Source organism: Bacillus sp. ISL-75, from assembly GCF_018613095.1.
The window spans coordinates 1-16,671 of record NZ_JAGGQX010000080.1 but is presented as its reverse complement, the minus strand read 5'-3'; the positions used below and the strand labels follow the sequence as shown (position 1 = coordinate 16,671).

Below are 16,671 nucleotides of genomic sequence, written 5' to 3'. Positions count from 1 at the left end.
TTATATATATGTCCTTGTGTGAAGGCTGCTTTTCTTTCCGGCGCTTTTGTAGCAATGGTACCTAGATTTCCGAAAGAAAGTCGCCACATGGGAGGAAAAGATTGTTTTTTTAGAATATTATAAGCAATATTTGGCCATCTATGAATGTACTTTGAAAAAAGGAAAAGGAATCGGTATGGAAAAAACAAAAGGAACACTTGAAGCTGAAATAAGCAAAGCTTTAACACATTGGGAGAAAAATTATCTTGGACGAGGCTCCGTATCTGTTAAATCGGATATCTTACGGGATATGGTGATTGTAATACTCCACGGTATACTAACTCCTGCTGAATATACAGTATGTCTGGATAAAGAAGGATTGTTATCAGTAAAAGAACATCGCAACAGTTTAGTGGAATCCGGTCTGGATGATTTAAAAGAAATTATCTTAACGATAACAGGGGAAGAAGTAGTAAGTTTTCACACCGATATTAGTACACAAACTGGAGAACGAGTAATAGTCTTTAAGCTTTCCAGTGATTTAGAAAGCAAATTATGTTAAAAACAAAAGGATAAGTTCAAGACTTGCGCATTTTTCATATAAGAAAGAGTCAGGAAACTTATTTGGAACAAAATTCAAATCATTAATGGAGTGAATTTAATGTCTAGAGATGAAAAGAAAAAAGTACTATTTGTGATTGGAATGGAGCAGAAATTTGAACGATTCATTAAAGAAGAAGCCAATGTCAATCCGGAAAACATGATCATCTTACAAACATATCAGCCAGTCGTTTCACACCCTTTCGACGATTTAATGAGGGACATCATTATTGCTGTGTATCAGGGTAATGTTGAGGAAATCGTTGTGGTCTCCACAAATGATTATCAAAAGAATACTGGGGATATACTGAACGAAATATATAAAAACAAAGAATTACAGGACAAGATTCAAACATTAGATTATCTTTTTAAAAATTGCATGCCGGAATTTCCTGAGGGTACGGTAAGTGTATGGCTACAGGGAGGCAAAACTTTAACGGATGGCGTACAAAAAACTGTCAACATCATACGCAATCATCCGCTGCTGCCGTCACATGTTAAGGTCCAAGAATTATATATTGATCAGGGGAATGAAAAGCTATCAGAAATTTTCTAAGAAACTATTGCCAATGTATATAATGAAATAAAAGTCTTAATTCCTCCAATTATAGGGATTAAGATTTTTTGTTTTGTATTTTAATTATTGTTACAGTAATTAAACTATTATTGAAATTATTTTGATAGCCGCTGCTCATATATTCTGTATCTTCTAACTTATGTGAATGGAGAGGTGAGCATGATAGCCTCGATGGGCGGAGCCAGTCATTGATAATGCTGGCAAAGTCGGATATTCCTTTCTTAGCGTACAGGAATCCGGCTTTGTTTTGTAACAAGTAGGCTTAGCGTATAAAATCCGCATTTATCTTAACTATGAAAATCGGGAGTATTTAAAGTATTCAAAAACGAAAAATTGAGTGAAAACTTACTTTGAATACTTGATATCTTAACTCAGTAACAAATGTATTCAACGTATTCAATGTAGTGATGTCTTGACACTGCGAAAACAGCGAATAGCTTTGTCTAGAAAACAATTTTCTAAATGAAGAAATTACACGTTTACGGGAATACACTAATACACTTAATATCGATTTACCAAACTTTACTTCGAAATTAGACTTTCTATTCAGGGATACTCTTGAAGAGGTATGGTAATGATTATCTTGATCTTCCGCAATCGGGCGCAATTGCGGAAGAACGCAGCACAAAAAGATCAAACTTTTTTATAAAAACAAAACTTAAATCTACTAAATAAGAATCCATTTTGATCAAATCTTTTTTTCAAAATGGATTCCTTTTATTTAAATATCCTTGACCCACATTATCTAAAGATAACACCTTGGTCCGCATTGTTAAGAGGCGTGGTGGGTTCTGTTATTATTAACATATATCCTTTAAATGTATTTGTCAAAGAATACTAAGAGCTGTAAGGAGAAAGGTAAAGGACGATATTATGGACAAAATGCTGGAACTAAAGTAGATGTTTTATGAAAATTGAGGTAAGCTGCGGGTCCAATAAAATAAGATCAACGCATTTGAGCGGCTTTAGAATAAAGAAACTTATATAAATAGATAGGCCAAGTTCAATCTTTTTTGTCCTTGGACAAGTTAGAGGGAGAAGAGTATTTTCTCTCTTTTTTACTTTAATTATCTTTGCGTAAAATCTTTATTTCACGCACTTTTCGGCCATTTTCGACATTAGCAATATTTATGAAAGGATGAGCTACTATGCCAGATCCATCGAGAGAAAAAATGATTCATGAACAGAGGCTAGAGGTAAAGTTAAAAGGTATGCCTTCATATGTAGTGGAATATGTTCGATCTAAAAGACGAGCAAAGTATCCTCCTCTAGCCTACTGGGCTATGTTCATGAATTTTATAAATTCTTAAAATGGCTTCAGCAAGAGGGAATTTCAGGTGTAGCACAAATTAAAAATACATCGTTATACACGCTTGAAAAGCTCAGCAAAGAGAATGTTGAATTATATAAGGAGTATTTGGAGGAAGAAGTGATCCAGGATCGTGATGGGGTAATAAAAAACGGTCTGAAAATGCAGTGCTTCGAAATACTAATGCTTTGAAGTCTCTCTTCAATTACCTTACCCAGGAAACTGAAAATAAAGATGGGGAATGTTATTTTTATCGGAATGTTTTTCGAAGGGTGTAGCCTATTTTCTTTTTTTAACAAACGTGCCATTTAATAATCAATTATTTTACAGCTTCTCCGATTGCTAAATAAAACTATTAATTACAGATCATACTTGATTAAACTAAAATTCTAATAAATAACCAATTAATAATCTTAGATACTTGATTATAAGTTTGCTAAATTGGGTTAAATCTTTGTCTACATATACTAGTACAGTTGTGGTTTATTCATTTCATTAGTAAAGGATACGAAAATATTACAACAAAAAAGTGTCGAGGGCTTCACTTCTGTAAAATTTATTTGAAAAATAAAAAATCAATGTAACAATCCAAAAAGGGCAGCTGCAACTACGCAGATGCCCTTAATTTAACTTAAAGGTTTATTTTACCATTTGTACAGCCTATAAGGTAGGAAATCTTCCCTTTTTTTGTTATGGAAAAGTAATTATCCTTTCTCTTAAGTGATATTTAGCTTGTAATACCTCGATTTTTCGATTCCCTTCTGCCCTCCTTTTTTAAATATTTTCTTAATGTAATCCCATCAACTTTTTATCAAATTTCCCAAGTTAAAGCTTAAATTTTGGTTGAATAAGATGATTTCCAAAATGTTCGTTTTAAGGGGGAAATAAATCAATTTTTATTTTATGAAAATATTGTCTTGGGTTTTACGTCAAAATGTTGGGGGTAACCTTAATATCCTCTACGTTACTATATCTTTCAGTTTAATTATTTTTAAGAATTTATTTTTAGGACTTAAGTTAGTTGACAATGGGAATCATTATCAATTAACATGAAACTCGAGTTAACTGATTGATAATAATTATCATTATCAATGTGTAGTGAGATATTGAGATCTATGGGAAAGGGGAAATAGAAGTGATTACGATACAACCAAAAAGTGCGAGACTGATAGAAAATCAGGTTTTTGAAGAGGAAGAAGCCAAAATCTTAACCTACATTAGGAGCGAAGATCCTAAATTGGAAGAGTCATATTTGCTGAATCTTCAGGCAGGAAGAAGAGGGATCTTTCAACGTTTATTTCAGGCACTTATACGAGAAAAAATAATCAAAGAAGAAAGAATTTTATGGCTGGAAAGTGTTGGAACAATCATTTGCATAAAGCTTCCCAGCGGAAAAACGCTTCAGACTGTTGTCAAGAAACGGCATTCACTTGGAAGATTTGATATTGAAGGGGATTTGTTTATAAAACATAATGGGTCATTCAGTGTACTTATTCATCCTGTTGAGCTTCTAGAGTTGTTATGGAAAGAAGGGTTGTTAAAAGATGCAACGGAAAAGCAGTTTCACCGATTTAAAATGGAGATTCAAAATGGAGTAGCGAATTTAGCTTTAGCCTTAGCAGGCGCTTCCCTACGAACACAGGAGTTAGTTACCTCGGCTAACTTAAAACATATACATACCTCCTTAGAATGGGTGCTGAAACAGAGTAAGGATAATAAGAACTTTAGTCCGCTCGCTTTTTATGAACAATGGGTTGTTGAAGGTCATCCTCTGCATCCCGGAGCTAAAACAAAGTTTGGACTTGATGTGGAAGATGTGATCCAATATTCACCTGAATGGGGAGCCACTCCAAAGGTAGCTCTTGTGGCGGTTGCAAAAGACTATTGTCAAACTACGTCAATCGATACCCACACCGTGACAACTTGTTTATTCAGGGAGTATAAAGGTTTAAAATCAATTTTTGAAATTATATTGCAAGATCAGGAGTTAGATCCTGATCAGTTCGAGTTAATTCCCGTTCACCCATGGCAGTTTAAGCATACTTTAGGCACTCTGTACAAAGAAGAGATAGAGCAAAAAAGGATTGTTCCAATTTCGAATTTCCGTATTCCTACACAATCATTGGTTTCTTTTCGCTCGTTAGCACCCATTCAAAACCGCGGGGAGAAAAAGCATCATATAAAAACGGCGGTAAATGTACAAACAACCAGTGCTGTTCGTATTGTTTCACCTAATTCCGTCGAAAATGGGCCCATTCTTTCGAAAATATTAGCTGACATTCAAGAAAAAGAGAATCATTTTGAGGGAAGGTTTTTAGTGCTTCAGGAAAGGGCAGGTGTTTACTTTCAACCAGTAAAACAGGATTTATCGGAAGATGACCGCTGGACCCTTCAAGCCAACTTGGCATCTATTTTACGGGAGAATCCTGAGAACCATGTCAAAAATGAAGAGGAAATCCCAATGGCTGCTGCCGCGCTTATAGCAGAGTCACCGATTAGCGGCAAGTCGATTGCAGTTGAATTAATAGAGGAACTAGCTGACCATTATGGTTTATCTAATCTAGCAGAGGCTGCATCGTTATTTATCCAAAAGTATGCTGAAATATCGTTACCCGGCTTTTTAACTTTGATGGTGCGGTATGGAATTAGCTTAGAGGGTCATATGCAAAATAGTGTTTCTGTATTTCGTAAAGGGGAGCTGGTACGGATTCTTTTAAGAGACTTCGGAGGTGTACGGATTTTACCGGAAAGATTGAAGAAACAAGGATTTGAAGTGGAGTTTTATCCTGGCTCGTCAACAGTAACGGAAAAAGTAGATCAATTGAGAAATATTATTTCATATTCTGTCATGCAAAACCATTTTGCTGAATTGATCTCATGTATCATTCGTGACTTGGGAATTAAGGAGGAGAAGCTTTGGAAGCAGGTTGCTTCAGTATGTAAAGCAGTTTTTGAAAAATTGAAGAAAGACACATCTATTGCCGAACAGGCTTCAGCAGATGAGGATGCTCTTTTTCAACCTATGATTGATTTGAAGGCTCTAACAACTATGAGGCTAAGAGGAGATATTACAGCCTATTCGTTTATGAAAGTTCCCAATCCTTTGATGGAATGGAAAGGAGGGATTCAGTGATGAGTGTAAGAACAAGACACCCTCTTGAAAGCGATGTTTTAAGTATGACAAAAAGGGATATTAGACAGGGAAATGTATTTCAAGATGAATTAAACATTCTTACTTTTTTGCAAAAAGCTTATCCAAATATGGCCCCGTCATATGTGATAGCTCTTGCAAGAGGACGTGAAGGGATTTTACGCCGGCTGGCAGCGTCCATGTTACGTGAAGATATCATGGGACTTACTTCAAATTCGTATGATCTTTACATCATAGGCTCTATTCATACATTAAATGTTCCTTCCATTAATGAGTTTTGGCAAAGGATTATTGAGGCACTCCACATGTATGGAATAGATGGTGGTAAAGTCTACAAATTATATCCTCTTTTTGAAAGAGAATGTCTTGTCATTCCGGTAAGTCGAACGTATGCGTTTAATCGAGTAGAAGTGGATGGGGATATTTTATATGTTTCTAAAGATGGAGTTAGGGCAATTGAACATGCTGTTGAATTTCTCCAGTTGATGCGCAGTAAACAGGAAAGACACTCTGGAAGCGAGCAAACCGCCTGGGTAAAGCTAGCGGAAGAATTAGTAAACGGAAGTGCGAATCTAGCACTCGCATATGCCTATTGGGAGCAGAAGAAAAAAGAACTTCAGAAAAAAGCTGATGAATGCGGAGTAACGACTGCCATCGATTGGGTGCTATTTCAAAAGAATCGCGATCGTACATTTGATTCAAGTTTGTTTTTTGAACAATTATCCGTAGAAGGCCATAATCTTCACCCGGGTACCAAAACAAAAATAGGGATGAATCCAGAAGATGTGTTTTGTTATGCACCAGAATTCAATGGAGTCGCTGACATTCAATTTGTCGCAATTCGAAAAGATTTTTCCGAGTGGGGTGTTATAAATGAAAACGAAATGAATGCAAATGCCTTTCTTTTTAAAGAGTATCCTGAATTGGCAATAGTAGTGGAACAGGAATTGACGGAGCAAGGACTCTGCACCAATGATTATGTGGTAGTACCTGTGCATCCTTGGCAACTGGACAAAGCAATACCGGATATCTACCACCAAGAAATCAAGAAACAGATCGTGGTTCCTATACGTAACATAAGGATTCCAAGCGGGGCAACATCTTCATTTAGAACCGTTGTACCTTTTACGAAGGGAAAGGAGCCAAAACATGCGATAAAAGTAGCTGTCAACAGCCAGATGACGTCAACAGTCCGCTCCATCTCCGCCAATACCACAAACAATGCTGTGGTATTCACCCGGCTTATACATTCTATTATGAAGCAGGAACAAGACCTGGCAGAAAAGTTTTTACCTGTATGTGAATGCGCAGGATTTAATTTCAAAATCAAAGAAACAGCAGGGCTTAAAGATGATCCTCATAAGTTGAAGAGCCGAAATCTATCTGCCGTGATACGTGAGAATATAGAAACATTTGTAGCATTGGACGAAGTCGCTATCGTCTGTAGCTCATTATTTGCTCAATCACCGATCACAGAAAAGCCGCTTCTTATCGAATTGATTGAAAAGTATAGAGACGAAATAAAAGAACCGATACTTCGTAAGGCAGCGTTACAATTTGTCTCAGAGTATGTTTCAATCGCGCTTCCAGGTTTCCTTACTCTGATGGTAAAGTATGGAGTTGGTTTAGAAGGTCACTTACAAAATAGTGTAATGGTTTTTAAAGAGGGGCGTCCAGTTCGAATGTTGTTCCGTGATTGGGGAGGAACCAGAATTTACAGGGACAGACTTCAGAAACATCCGTTCCAAGTACAATTTTATCCAGGTTCTGTAACGATAACGGATAGTCTAAAGGAAATGCATAACAAGGTATTTTATACTGTATTTCAGAATCAGTGCGGTGAATTAATTCTGCAAGTTTGCAAGCATTTTGGGCTTGGAGAAGGGGAGTTGTGGCAAGAGATTCATCGGATTTGCACTAAAGTTCTTGATCAACTTGAATCCTTACCCCAATTTGCCAAAGACGCGCGTATTGACAGGGAAGCATTATACCAAGCAGAAGTCGATCACAAGGCCCTTACAAAAATGCGTTTAGAATCTGAAGGGAAAGGATATTCCTATGCAACCGTTCCTAATCCTCTTTATAAATTTAGGAAGGAGGAAGGTAACGAACCATGGCACAAATAGAAGTACAGCATCATCAGCTTCCACGCTTTGCTCTTCGCTCAAGAACGTTTAATATTTTTATGGCTGGAAGCCTGGTGACACGAGTAGGGGATTGGATGGATTTAGTCGCCTTAAACTGGGCGGTATTACAATTTACAAACTCTCCGCTTTATCTAGGATTGGTGAATGCCTGCCGTTTGGTGCCCACTTTTATCTTAAGTTTGCCGGCAGGCATATTGGCTGATCGCTATGATCGACGAAGATTATTAATATGGATTCAAATAGGAATGATGTTGTTAACGTTTTGCCTTGGCTATCTTGTCGAGGCAAAACAGTCCTTTTGGTCTTTTGTGTTCATTGTCACCTTACGGTCTATGCTTACCGCTATGGACCCGCCTATTCGTAATGCCTTAGTCCCGGAGCTTGTAACCCAAAGCTCAATGACTAGTGCAATTGCTATTAATACAACCGTTATTCATCTGTCTCGTATAATGGGACCGGCGATTGCAGGCGCTCTGCTTACAGTTACCGATATGGCCAATTTATTTTATATTAATGCATGGGGTACGTTAGGTGTACTATTCTCATTGCTTATAATTCGTTCTCATTCTTTTCCAAACTCTGATAAAAAGGGTAAAGAGAAGACAACGCTTCGCGAGGCAGCGGATTATGTGAAGAGCCAACCATCAGTACAATCTTTACTCATTTTAGCGATTGTACCGATGATATTTGGATTTCCTTATACAACAATGATGCCGTTATTTGCCCGAGATTTATTACAGCTTGGACCTAAAGGGTTTGGGATGCTTCTATCTGTTTCATCTATCGGTGCTTTAGTTGGCACAACCTGGCTTTCGCTTGGTAAAGCTATTAAAGGTGAAGGAAAGTGGTTGATTTATTCAATTATGGGATTTGGATTCTCTTTGCTTTTATTCATAGGAACTACAAACGTGTTTATAGCAGCAACAGCTATGTTCCTTGCGGGGTTAACAAGTCAGACTTACCGGACGATGAGCCGCATTGCTTTACAAATGCATGTTCCTAATCAACTTAGGGGAAGGATTTTGAGTATTGCCTTAATGGATAGAGGGTTTATTCCATTAGGAGCGATACTCATAGGAGCGATTGCGTCATGGGCAGGTACTTTATGGGCAGGTATTGTGATGGGAGCAGGCTGTATAGGAATAACCTTGCTTATTGTAGCCAGAAGACGACAAATCTGGAATTTGTAATTATTATAGGAGTGTAGAAAAATGATGGAAAAGATCGTTCAGACCCTCAAGATGGAACGGGGGAAGCCTTTTTGTGCTTATATTTATGATTTATCAAAACTGCATCATCATGTAAATGACTTGATGACGACTCTTCCTCGGACATGCCGATTATTTTATGCGATAAAAGCTAACTCAGATTCGACTCTTCTTAAAAAGTTAGCTCCAATTGTTCATGGGTTTGAAGTAGCTTCCCTAGGGGAGATTGAGAAAGTTCGGGCTATAGATAAAAAAATCCCCATCTTATTCGGCGGTCCTGGAAAAACACATGAAGAGATTGAAGGGGCTATTCATCATAGAGTCTCCTTGCTTCATATAGAAAGTATCCATGAATTACAGTTGGTCAATCACATTGCCAGTCAAAACGAAACAACCGTAAACATTTTACTTCGAGTCAACCTGCGTCATTCGGTTCCAAACGCACAGCTAAAAATGGCAGGTGTACCGACACAATTTGGAATTGATGAAGTAGAAATACCCAATGCGATTGCTTTAGCAAAAAGTTTGCAAAATGTAAAACCCGTCGGTCTTCATTTTCATGCGATGTCCAATAATGTTGATTCCAAAACCCATGCGGACTTCGTCGACCATTGTTTCGAAATGGCAAATACATGGAGAATACAGTGGAATATAGACATTTCCTATATAAATGTAGGAGGCGGTTTCGGAATTAACTACCAGAATATTGAAAATCAGTTTAATTGGGTTGACTTTATGGAGTGTTTAGAAAAAGTGTTAGAAAAGCACAACCATTCCAATTGGAAGGTATTGTTTGAAAGTGGTCGTTATATTACTTCTTCGTGCGGCTATTATGCAGCTGAGGTATTAGATATTAAACAAAATCATGGTAAATATTTTTGTGTGGTTCGCGGGGGAAGCCATCATTTTAGACTTCCGGCAGCTTGGAAGCATAGTCATCCTTTTACAATCGTACCAGTAGAAAAATGGTCATATCCTTTCAAACGTCCTGAAGTAAACGGGGCTGTGATTACAGTGACAGGGGAGTTGTGTACTCCTAATGACGTACTTGCAAGGGATATACTAGTTACAAAAGTACGGGTTGGAGATATTATTCTTTTCAGTTATACGGGAGCGTATGGGTGGGCTATTTCTCATCATGATTTTCTTAGCCATCCACACCCAGAGCATCTTTACATAGAATCTAACTCTATTATTAGTTCTGATACAAGAATGGAAGAACAAAGAGACGAATTTTATATATTCTCTTGAATAATCTAAGAGGGCCTTTAAAAATTGAAGAAAGAATGATGACTATACCCAATAAGGGATACTTTAAAAATTCTTTTTAGTCTTTTTTTACCATATTAAATTTCATTTAGTTTTTATCAGTGTTCTTTGTCATGTGCCTGAATACTAAAAATCGTGTGTGCTGTCCATCGTTGTCATGTCGGAAGTTTGAATGCCAGTGTTAGGGTGTGGTAGGTTGACAGTTTCGTTCAAACCAAAATTTAATCTGGGATTAAAGGAATAACCAAGGTTGCTGCTACTCTATATTTCGCAAGTATTCGATTCCATAGGTGAAATTTTAAATTGGGGATCAGCCTTAAGGAGTATCCAATAGCAAGTAAGATCAATATAAATAGGCCCAATATCTCTATATAAAGAAATAATGGGCCTATTTACCATATTTAAAAGATTTGCTTAAGCGGCAGAGATGCTTTTCTTATGTCTTAATTGAAGAACAAAAAATAAGAATGTAATAGCATTAAAGACAAATCCAAACACGGCTAACATTAGTGCATGGCTCCATACATCATGCAGATCATTTCCAATCGAGATAAGGTCACGAAATCCTTTTATCGCGTACGTCATTGGAAGGAATGCATGTATGTGTTGGTAAAATGGAGGTGCTAAAGCTATAGGGAATGTGCCAGAGCTGCCGCCAATTTGCAGTAAGAGTAGAATGAATCCAAGCATCTGTCCGATTTTTCCCAAAATGGTACAGAGCATTTGCACCAAAGATAGGAAAGTAAGACTCGTCAAAATTGTAAATAGATATAAGCCCCATACATGTTTAACTTCTAGGCCCATGCCTTGGATAAGTATAGTTACTGCTAGAATAGATTGAACCAACCCAACCATAATAACTACACTGTGCTTACTGAGAAACCAAGAAGCCCCAGATGATGGTTCTAACGGTGTTTCCTTAAGTTGATAGGTAGAAACGAAAAATAATGCACTAGCCATCAAGCCTATAGCCAAAATATAAGGAATTAAGCCAGCTCCATAATCATTTACCTCACTGATTTTGTGAGATTCCAACTTTGTTGGATTAGAAAACATGTCAAAATTTTTATCATTCAATTTCAGTTCATTCGCTTTTGTAGCACCAGATTGTAACGAAGAAAGTAATTGACCTGTTCCGTTAGATAGTTGGGAAGCTCCTTTATATATTGATGCGGAACCTTCTGCAAGTTTTTGAGAGTCTTCACTTAACTGATTTGCATTTGAGTTAAGTTTTTCAATCCCTTTCACAAATGGATTGCTTGCATGTTCGATTTTTAAAATACTGTCTGAAACAGCGCTGGTTCCATTCGTTAATTTGTTAGCACCACTATGTGCTTCGGCTAACATTTTGTTAAATGTCCCTAGATTTGAACTAAAGGTATGTTGCCCTTCAGCCAATTTTTTAGCGCCTTCAACCATCGATAGTTGTCCTTTTGTAAACTGATCAAGTTGACTCTGCACTTGCTGTGAACCTTGTGAAACGGTTATCAGCCTAGACTCCAATTCAGTGATTCCTTGTTCTAAATCAACCGGCGCTCCTGTGGTGGAAGGAGACATGAAATGATCCAAATTCGAAAGCAACTGTTGTTTCTCTTGCTCTGAAAGACTTTTGCTTGTATTGATAAGCTCTTTTTGTTCTTTAATTAGTTGGTTCTGGCCCTGAATAATTTGTTGTAAGGAGTTCAGTTGGCTTATTATTTCAGGCTTTTTTTCATTTACATCCTCTAACGCGATCAAAAGTGGGTCAATTTTTTCTTGAATCCCAATTGTACCCTGGTATGCCTGCTGTAAGTTTCTTTTAAGATCGTTAGCTCCTTGTTCTAATTCTTTAGAACCTTTAGAAAGAATTTCGCCATTTTTGTTAAGGACTCCCAAGCCATTTTCTAAATTACCCATCCCACTATGAAGTGTTTGAACCCCGTTAGACAGTTGGCCAATTTCCGTTTGAAATTGTTGTGTTCCATTGTATATCCTTTGTGTGCCGTCTTTAAATAAGACGGTGCCAACAGCTAAACTCTGCAAATAGTCTTGTAGGGTTTCGGAAGCATTTGTAATTTTGTTGGCAGCCTGGTCAATTTTATTCGCTCCGTTAGTTGCTTTTTGTAAATTATCACCTACTTGATTTAAACTATTAAATAATGTGATTGCATATTGTTTTGTGATAGAATTTGATATTTTCTCATTGATTTTACTCATTCCAGAGGTTGCTATCTTTGATGCAGTATAGTTTTTCCCTGGATTTGTGTAATATCTCAACCCCATTTTACTAGGATGTTCGTCTAACAAGGATGATCCATTTTTAGAGAAATCATTTGGAATTTCGACTACCATGTAAAAATCTTCATTTTTTAATCCTTTAAACGCTTCTTTACTATTGGTAAATGTCCATTTAAACGAGTGATTCTGTTTCAAATCATGAACCAAGTCTTTTCCCAACTGCAAATTCTGCCCAGCAAATGTTGATCCCAGATCTTTATTTACTACTGCAATTGGAAGGTCCCCAGTTTTAGAATAGGGATTTCTAAAAGCGGATAGAAAAATGCTGCTATAGAGCAACGGTATAAAAAGAATGGCTATCAATGTTAATCCAGTTTTGCGATGGTTGAAAATATTTCTCCACTCGCCCCTTATCATATTCAACTATTTTATCCCCCATTGTTTCCGGGTACCGATTTATTTTGTAGGACCCTTATTTCATAGGCTAATTTTACTATAAAAAGTCCTTGGGTGTTAGATACTTCATTTTTCCATTTTGAATACTTTTTATATTGACCCAATTCACCTTCTGGAAACGATTAGCCCACGTTTTTTAAAATCTAGGTTAAAAACATACCGAACGTACTTTGGGCGGCAGCACTACCGACTGATCAGAAAGGAAAGAGCACCCTTTCTGTCATTCCTTACGTGTCGCTTCGGCATTAAATGGACCGATAACCACGGTCTGTACGGCTCACGCCTACATTCCGTAGGTTCCTGTTCCATTTACGGCTTACTGCCGCCATACCGAACGAGCCTAAAACCTGATAATCAAAAAATTGAAAGGTCAAAAGAATAAAAGACTAGAGGAGAGCAGCCGAAACGGCTGCTTTTATTGTTTATTTTTCCCTTTTGCCTTCCGAATCGTAAAACAGCGCAAGCTTTCTAACCTTCCAGCCGGCAGGACACCCGAACCTTTCCGGCTAGAAGCTAAGAAAGCGAGTCAATCGGTCAAGGGGCAAAAAACTTTTTTGCTTAAGTGCGCTATCGCAACAGCAAAAAACTTTTTGTGCTATGAGCCCCCTTGACCCATTGCCTATGCGTGTTTTTCGTTCTACTTGCAAAAGGGGAAAAATCATCCCCCTTTGGGGAACTCACCCGCTTCGCAAGTCAAAAGGAAAAAGAAAATCTTAAAACCAAACTTCAAAAATCTAAAACCATTAGAAAATCAAAGGAGGAAAAACCAAATGACAAAAAGCGTGTATGAAATTATTACAGAAAAAATCATCGAAAAATTAGAAAAGGGAGTTGTACCGTGGCGTCAGCCATGGACCAATTCAAATGCGGTCAACTGGAAAAAGCAAAAATCTTACCGGGGAATCAATATTTTCCTAGTGGAGCCGGGGGAATATGCTTCTAAAAAACAGATTTTAGAAGCGGGTGGGCGAATCAAAAAAGAAGAGCTAAAAAATTCCCATATCATTGTCTATTGGCTTTGGAAAGAGAAAGAGGACGAAGAAACAAAGGAGAAAAAGACTTTTGCCAAACCCTTTTATTATCGAGTTTGGGAGATTACTAAACAGTGTACCGGCTTAGAAAGTAAAAGAAGCAATGAAACCTTTGAGCATGACCCCATCGAAAAAGCGGAGGAAATTTTTAAAGGATATATAAACGCACCAGATTACACGTTTCATTCAGGAAAGGCGGTTTATTACCCTACATGGGATAGAATTAATTGCCCACCGATCAAAGATTTTAAGTTTCCGGAGGAATTTTATTGTACTTTATTTCACGAAATGGCGCACAGCACTGGACATCAAAGCCGTTTAGCCCGCCCAGGTATTATGACTGAAGGAGTGGCATTCGGAGATGAGATTTATTCGAAAGAGGAATTAGTCGCGGAAATGGGTGCGGCGATGTTGTGCGGAGTGGCTGGAATTGATAACAGCACTTTAGAAAATAGCGCTAGTTATATCGATTCATGGCTAAGAGCTTTGAAAAAAGAAAGTCGTTTAGTTTTACAAGCAGCTGCTCAAGCACAGAAAGCAGCAGATTATATTTTAGGTGAAACAAAGGAACAGTCTGTAGACGAAAACTAAAAGGAAATAGTCACTCGTTAAATCACAAGCACAAATTTCACCGGCTGACGGATCAGCCGGTGAAAGGATAAATCGAACAGGTTGAGCTAAATCCATAGTATGCTATAAAGGAGTGAAAGAATATGAAGGTTTTTCAAGTAATTTATTTTGCAAATGGCTTACAAAGAATATCGATTGTAGTGGCCACAAGTGAAGAAAAGGCAGAAAAAATGGTTTCTAAAGACTCTGACAGGAAGGATCTTTACCAATTAGATCGAATCCAAGAATGTGAACTGACTACGGAAAGTATTATTCATACCGAGGTGATAGAAATTGTTTGATACAAATCCTTTGAACCTAGATGCCTTAGAATACTTGTCATTTTAACACTATTAGAGAAAATACCGGCTATATCCTAGCCGGTGAAGCTCACGTTGGAGGAAAAAAACATTCGTTTTTTTCTTGATAAAAGCAGGCATCGAGCCTGCTAGAAGGTTGCTATAGCAACCCTAAACCTTTGAAAGTTTATTCTAGGAAAAGAAGATGTTTGACAGCAGGCTGAGCTTAATAACCTTTAAAATTAAGAGACGAATGTATTCACCCTGGTGCACATGTTCATAAACCGTTTGGAACAATGGATTTCTCATGGGTGGAAAGTTTAAATACAGGCTTAAAAGGAGAAATCAGAAATGAAAACTTGTCCATATTGCGGTAGCAAAATCGAAAAAATAAATCATGAGTATTACTATTGTGATTTTTGTTGTATGCAGCTTGATGCAAGGATTGTTAAAGAAAATCATGAACGCCTAGACGTTCGATTTCGTGATTTTGCTTTTGCTTCCTATATTGATAAGACCACACCGGAAATTATGACATTATCAACCTTTGAGCTCCTGTATTTACTTAAAATGATCCGGAAAGAGCGTAATGACATGTATCATCATATGCATGTATTTCGCAGGGCTAGTGAGGCTGGAAGTAACAATTACAAAGAAGCTGAAAAAGATTCAGGCCGCGATTATCTATATTTCACGAAAAAGGCATTTGTTGTGGAAAATATCATTCGGACCCGTTTAGGGTATGTACCGGAACGAATCTCGGAAAGTTATCTGGTAAAGTATTTGCAAAACATCAAAAACGATAAAAAAACCGGTCCTATGATTATTCGGACACAGCGGAAGGAGTTAAATAAAGAAGCCTTAATTGAGAACAAATCTAAATAAAAATAATGTAGGAAAAGTATCTTATATATAAAACTTTGTTATAACTTCCTAATAGGGAGTTTTTTTATGAGCATTATGTCAATTTTGTAGCGAAATTTAAATAAATTAACAAATTGCAATTGCATGGCCGAATCTATTGTAGATGACATTAATATTAATAATTTCCAGGAGCGTGTTTATGCTAAGACTTTGCGTAAAGTAATATAATAGTCACGAAGGGGGAAGTAAACATGATGACTTATGATGAAATTGAAATAGGGAAGTTGTTGAGATTAGAGAAAACCCATAAATATGAACCGGGTTATATTGTTCAAGTTATCGGTAAATCAGTTGAAAACATCAACGGATTTGAAGCACAATTTATAGTGATAGAAGATCCGGAACGCCCGAATAGATTAATTAGAAAGTCGCCTTGTCTCTTCTATCCATATTTTGAACATACTGATGCAACTTCTCAATTAAAAGAATTCGATCCTCATACTAAGATGACCTATTAATTAGACATGCCACTATGTTAATAATGGTAATTTTTTTTGTCAAAAACGAAAACAGAAATATAGAAGGAAATAAAATGGAAGTATTGAGATTTTTATTATGCAGTTGTGGTATTATTTAAGAAATATTCCATTTGAGGCTGAGGTTTTAAATTAACAGTCCAAGTGAAATATTATTCAGTAAAAATATGTTGCACTGGAGCATCAGAAATGTTATCATTTAAAAGTTGCCTCAAAAAAACATATCAATTGAAGGTTGAAATATTTAAAAGTAAGTAATTTTTAGTTGATGTTGTTAAAAATGTATGATATAATATTTTTTGTCGCTTTTTAAATAGGTGATCTTGTTCTTTGAAAACTAAACAAACAAAAAACGTCAACAAACAATAAATTAATCGTGTTTCTTCTATTAATATAGAGAACATGAGCCAACGTAACAA

11 protein-coding genes are annotated in these 16,671 nt (G+C 36.9%); 10 read left to right on the top strand and 1 reads right to left on the bottom strand.

Translation table 11 applies throughout. From position 1 onward, the window contains the following. The first annotated feature begins 175 nt into the window (after nucleotides 1-175). The 6 genes from J7E63_RS27400 (at nucleotide 176) to J7E63_RS27375 (ending at nucleotide 10,222) form a co-directional block, all read left to right on the top strand. Nucleotides 176-541: a Na-translocating system protein MpsC family protein gene (locus J7E63_RS27400; protein WP_214733164.1), complete on the top strand. Its 366-nt coding sequence runs from the start codon at nucleotides 176-178 to the stop codon at nucleotides 539-541. 99 nt (nucleotides 542-640) lie between these two features. Then, the gene (locus J7E63_RS27395) at nucleotides 641-1,135 is read left to right on the top strand and encodes a carbonic anhydrase (RefSeq protein WP_215018262.1); all 495 of its coding nucleotides are present in this window, start codon (nucleotides 641-643) and stop codon (nucleotides 1,133-1,135) included. Nucleotides 1,136-3,600: 2,465 nt separating this feature from the next. Beyond that, the gene (locus J7E63_RS27390) at nucleotides 3,601-5,598 is read left to right on the top strand and encodes an IucA/IucC family protein (protein ID WP_215018260.1); all 1,998 of its coding nucleotides are present in this window, start codon (nucleotides 3,601-3,603) and stop codon (nucleotides 5,596-5,598) included. After that, nucleotides 5,598-7,742 carry an IucA/IucC family protein gene (locus J7E63_RS27385; protein WP_215018259.1) on the top strand — a complete coding sequence of 715 codons (2,145 nt, stop codon included), beginning with the start codon at nucleotides 5,598-5,600 and terminating at the stop codon, nucleotides 7,740-7,742. The genes J7E63_RS27390 and J7E63_RS27385 overlap by 1 nt, the downstream gene beginning before the upstream one ends. Next, entirely contained in the window at nucleotides 7,730-8,953 is a 1,224-nt protein-coding gene (locus tag J7E63_RS27380; protein WP_215018257.1) for an MFS transporter, read from the top strand. The genes J7E63_RS27385 and J7E63_RS27380 overlap by 13 nt, the downstream gene beginning before the upstream one ends. 21 nt (nucleotides 8,954-8,974) lie before the next feature. Beyond that, complete coding sequence (locus J7E63_RS27375) at nucleotides 8,975-10,222, top strand: type III PLP-dependent enzyme (protein ID WP_215018255.1); 1,248 nt, start codon at nucleotides 8,975-8,977, stop codon at nucleotides 10,220-10,222. 432 nt (nucleotides 10,223-10,654) lie between these two features. On the opposite strand, the gene J7E63_RS27370 is transcribed toward J7E63_RS27375, so the two are convergent. After that, complete coding sequence (locus J7E63_RS27370; RefSeq protein ID WP_251033808.1) at nucleotides 10,655-12,874, bottom strand: YhgE/Pip family protein; 2,220 nt, start codon at nucleotides 12,872-12,874, stop codon at nucleotides 10,655-10,657. Between the two features lie 809 nt (nucleotides 12,875-13,683). Here J7E63_RS27370 and J7E63_RS27365 point away from each other — a divergent pair. From J7E63_RS27365 to J7E63_RS27350, 4 genes are all read left to right on the top strand, one after another. Further along, complete coding sequence (locus J7E63_RS27365) at nucleotides 13,684-14,535, top strand: ArdC family protein (RefSeq protein ID WP_215018250.1); 852 nt, start codon at nucleotides 13,684-13,686, stop codon at nucleotides 14,533-14,535. Nucleotides 14,536-14,657: 122 nt separating this feature from the next. Next, nucleotides 14,658-14,855, top strand: a complete 198-nt coding sequence (locus J7E63_RS27360) for a hypothetical protein (RefSeq protein ID WP_215018248.1) — start codon at nucleotides 14,658-14,660, stop codon at nucleotides 14,853-14,855. Nucleotides 14,856-15,203: 348 nt separating this feature from the next. Then, the gene (locus J7E63_RS27355; protein ID WP_214733367.1) at nucleotides 15,204-15,737 is read left to right on the top strand and encodes a hypothetical protein; all 534 of its coding nucleotides are present in this window, start codon (nucleotides 15,204-15,206) and stop codon (nucleotides 15,735-15,737) included. Nucleotides 15,738-15,967: 230 nt separating this feature from the next. Continuing rightward, nucleotides 15,968-16,234, top strand: coding sequence for a hypothetical protein (locus J7E63_RS27350; protein ID WP_088090886.1), 267 nt, complete (start codon nucleotides 15,968-15,970; stop codon nucleotides 16,232-16,234). The last annotated feature ends 437 nt before the right edge of the window (nucleotides 16,235-16,671 follow it).

Coding starts and splice junctions, on each gene's coding strand:
- J7E63_RS27370 (WP_251033808.1), bottom strand. CDS start 12,874: ATGATAAGGGGCGAGTGGAGAAATATTTTCAACCATCGCAAAACTGGA.
- J7E63_RS27380 (WP_215018257.1), top strand. CDS start 7,730: ATGGCACAAATAGAAGTACAGCATCATCAGCTTCCACGCTTTGCTCTT.
- J7E63_RS27385 (WP_215018259.1), top strand. CDS start 5,598: ATGAGTGTAAGAACAAGACACCCTCTTGAAAGCGATGTTTTAAGTATG.
- J7E63_RS27400 (WP_214733164.1), top strand. CDS start 176: ATGGAAAAAACAAAAGGAACACTTGAAGCTGAAATAAGCAAAGCTTTA.
- J7E63_RS27375 (WP_215018255.1), top strand. CDS start 8,975: ATGATGGAAAAGATCGTTCAGACCCTCAAGATGGAACGGGGGAAGCCT.
- J7E63_RS27355 (WP_214733367.1), top strand. CDS start 15,204: ATGAAAACTTGTCCATATTGCGGTAGCAAAATCGAAAAAATAAATCAT.
- J7E63_RS27350 (WP_088090886.1), top strand. CDS start 15,968: ATGATGACTTATGATGAAATTGAAATAGGGAAGTTGTTGAGATTAGAG.
- J7E63_RS27360 (WP_215018248.1), top strand. CDS start 14,658: ATGAAGGTTTTTCAAGTAATTTATTTTGCAAATGGCTTACAAAGAATA.
- J7E63_RS27365 (WP_215018250.1), top strand. CDS start 13,684: ATGACAAAAAGCGTGTATGAAATTATTACAGAAAAAATCATCGAAAAA.
- J7E63_RS27395 (WP_215018262.1), top strand. CDS start 641: ATGTCTAGAGATGAAAAGAAAAAAGTACTATTTGTGATTGGAATGGAG.